Below are 1,385 nucleotides of genomic sequence, written 5' to 3'. Positions count from 1 at the left end.
GGGCCATGTGTGGACGGCTCCGGGTTGGCAAGGAGAATCTTCACTTGCGGCGTTGGTCGAAGCAGCCATGTGTTCGGCCTTTTTGCGCGGTACTCATGACCGCTGGCCATAATGCCTTCCGCGGATCAGGTCCCGATCAACAGCTCGCATTCGAAAATGCCATGGCCCATGTGGGTTGTCCTGATCGCCGGATCGACCGGCGCTGCATTAGTGCTGTTCGCCCTTCCAACCGTTACGTCACACCCGAATCCGGCTGTGATCTCGTTTACGCCGTGAGAGCGGCGGGTTCCTTGTAGCGTTCGTTCCTGGCCATCATTGCCCATGCCATCCTGGCGAGCTTGTTGGCGAGCGCGATCGCGGCAACCTTGGTGGGACGCCGCGCTAACAACGCTGTGAGCCAGGGCCGATGCGGCGCGCCATGGATCTTGGCATAGCGGATCACGGCGAGTGCGCCTGCCGTGAACAGGGTGCGTAAGTAGCGATCGCCTTGCTTACTGATACTACCAAGCTTGTCCTTGCCTCCGCTCGAGTTCTGCTTCGGCACGAGTCCAACCCAGGCCGAGAAGTCCCGCCCCGATCGGAATGCATTGGCATCTGCAACGCTCGCGACTAGCGCCGTTGCCAGCGCTGGACCGACGCCGGGGATCGCATCCAGTCGCTTGCTCGTCGCGTTCGATCGATGCCAGGCGACAATGCGTCTGTCGAACTCCAGGATCTGAGCCTTCAATGCCCGCAACTGACTGCCGAGAGCCGCAAGACACGCACGGGCCACCTCCGGGAGCCGGCGTTCAGCTGGATCGGCGACGACTTCCAACAGCTGTTCGACACCCCTGCGCCCGACGGGTGCGACGATCCCGAACTCGGCTAGATAGGCGCGGATTGAATTGATGACGGCAGTCTGCTGGCGAATGAAGAGATGGCGCACGCGATGAAGCATCAGACAGCTCTGTTGCTCGATCGTCTTGATCGGCACGAACCGCATGTTCGGTCTCGTGACCGCCTCGCAAATCGCCTCCGCGTCGGTGCTGTCGTTCTTCTGCCGCTTGACGTACGGCTTCACATAGGCCGGAGGCATCAATCGCACCGCATGCCCCAACGCCTGCAACTCACGGGACCAATAGTGGGATGACGCGCAAGCCTCGATCCCCACTAAGCACGGTGGCAACTTCTCAAAGAAGGACAGCACGAAACGGCGCTTGAGCTGACGGCGTATGACCACTTGGCCGGCTGCATCGACGCCATGCACCTGAAAGACCGACTTCGCAATATCCAGACCGATCGTCGAAATTGACTGCATAGGCTGCTCCTCCGAATCGTGGGAGCCTCAAAACGGCGCCCATACCTTGGCACTCTCGTGCCGGTGGAGGAGCCGTCCACAGCATCAA

General features: G+C 60.8%; 1 protein-coding gene. It reads right to left on the bottom strand.

Annotated features, from left to right (window positions below):
- Positions 1-265: 265 nt before the first annotated feature.
- Complete coding sequence (locus IVB12_RS33875; RefSeq protein WP_247306290.1) at positions 266-1,297, bottom strand: IS110 family transposase; 1,032 nt, start codon at positions 1,295-1,297, stop codon at positions 266-268.
- Positions 1,298-1,385 lie beyond the last annotated feature (88 nt).

The sequence above is a fragment of the Bradyrhizobium sp. 179 genome (assembly GCF_023073535.1).
Lineage (GTDB): Bacteria > Pseudomonadota > Alphaproteobacteria > Rhizobiales > Xanthobacteraceae > Bradyrhizobium.
This window is presented reverse-complemented; position numbering and strand designations above follow the sequence as displayed.

Bases quoted from the DNA above. Each gene is read 5' to 3' on its own strand.
- IVB12_RS33875 (WP_247306290.1), bottom strand. From the start codon at position 1,297: ATGCAGTCAATTTCGACGATCGGTCTGGATATTGCGAAGTCGGTCTTT.